The organism is Campylobacter sp. BCW_6465 (assembly GCF_001762815.1).
Taxonomy (GTDB): Bacteria; Campylobacterota; Campylobacteria; order Campylobacterales; family Campylobacteraceae; genus Campylobacter_D; species Campylobacter_D jejuni.
In genome coordinates this window covers 1-1374 of the sequence record NZ_MJXN01000109.1, presented here as the reverse complement: position 1 = coordinate 1374, position 1374 = coordinate 1, and the positions used below count along the sequence as shown (strand labels likewise).

1 protein-coding gene is annotated in these 1374 nt (G+C 27.5%); it reads right to left on the bottom strand.

Annotated features, from left to right (window positions below; genetic code table 11):
- A partial coding sequence (locus AJ886_RS08070) for a motility associated factor glycosyltransferase family protein (protein WP_261662876.1) occupies window positions 1–1374 on the bottom strand: 1374 nt, incomplete at both ends.

Sequence of the window (1374 nt, the reverse complement as noted above, 5' to 3'; positions counted from 1 at the left end):
AGCCCATAGAAAAGGTTTTTCTATGGTTCCTTCTATCCTTGCTCCACCTTCGGTGCAGTTGTAGGTGGTGATACCCATTTTTCTAGTATTTGGAATCATTTCATTTTCAAACCAATTTTTAAATAAAAGCCATATACTATGAGTTTCGACTTTTCCGTTGCCTCCATAAGCTGTAGTTAAAATATGTTCATACATTTGACTTTCATAATTAGCTGAATTTTGATAATCATCAGGATGAGAATTGCCATTTTCAGCATAAGCTAAATCCTGTCCTATAAAAATGATGTTTTTATGACTTAGATAAGTTGCTAGATAAGATAATGTATGTGCAACACTAAGTCCTACAGCAGCATAAGAAAAATCTTTAAGATTTATATAATATGGAAAAGCAAGAACTTTTTGAGTTATGACTAAATTTCTATCCTTTAAATACTCAATCGCCTTTGGATGAACAACACCAGCACAAATAAATATAATATCCTTATCAAATTCCCCAAAATCATGATTAAAAAATTCTGCTGTAATGGCTTTTCTTTCAAGCATACAAACATAATCAGGCTTTATACCATGCTTAGCTAAAATAGGATAAGAAGAATCCGCACAAAAAATCGTAGCTTTATTAGCATATTTTTTTAATAAAGGAAGTTGTTTGGTAAGAGATGGCCCTGTAGAAACAATAATAGCTGTATCACTTAAATTCTTTCTTTTAGAAAGTAATTCTGTATAACTAGGATGAGTGATCATTTGAGGAAGATTATAAACAAATTGTTCTATGCCTTGAAGGGCATCAAGTGGATCATTGCCATTTCTTAAAATGATATTTTTAAAAGTTTCTGCTAGTTTATGATTGATTTTTAAAACATCTTCATGAAATCTTTCATAATAATTACTCATCAGTTCTAAAAAATAAATTCTAGAAAATTGAAAGAAAGGTTTGCTAGAACAAAAATCAGAAAAAAATTCTATATCTAAAGAACTAGTTTCTAAAATCATCAATCTTGAATTTTGTAATTCATTTGAAAAATCTAAGATATGAAACATCACCCAAATGATTTCTATATCTTTTTCAAAAACAACAATATGTTGATGATTTTTATTTTGCAATAAAGCTTTAAATAAAATTCCATTTCCAAAACCATAAAAATACAATACAGGATAAAGTAGATATTTATCATTATAAGTGTTTAACATAGTGTTTAATTCATCAATAACATTTTCATAAAGAAAAGTATTATCACTTGTATCTTTTAGATTGATATCAAGATTATCTTTACCTAAGATAAGTTCAAATTTACTAGATTTGATTTCTTTTAAACTTTCTTTTAAAAGAATATTGCTTAAAGCCTCAATGTTTTTGTTAAAGAGTTCTTTTTG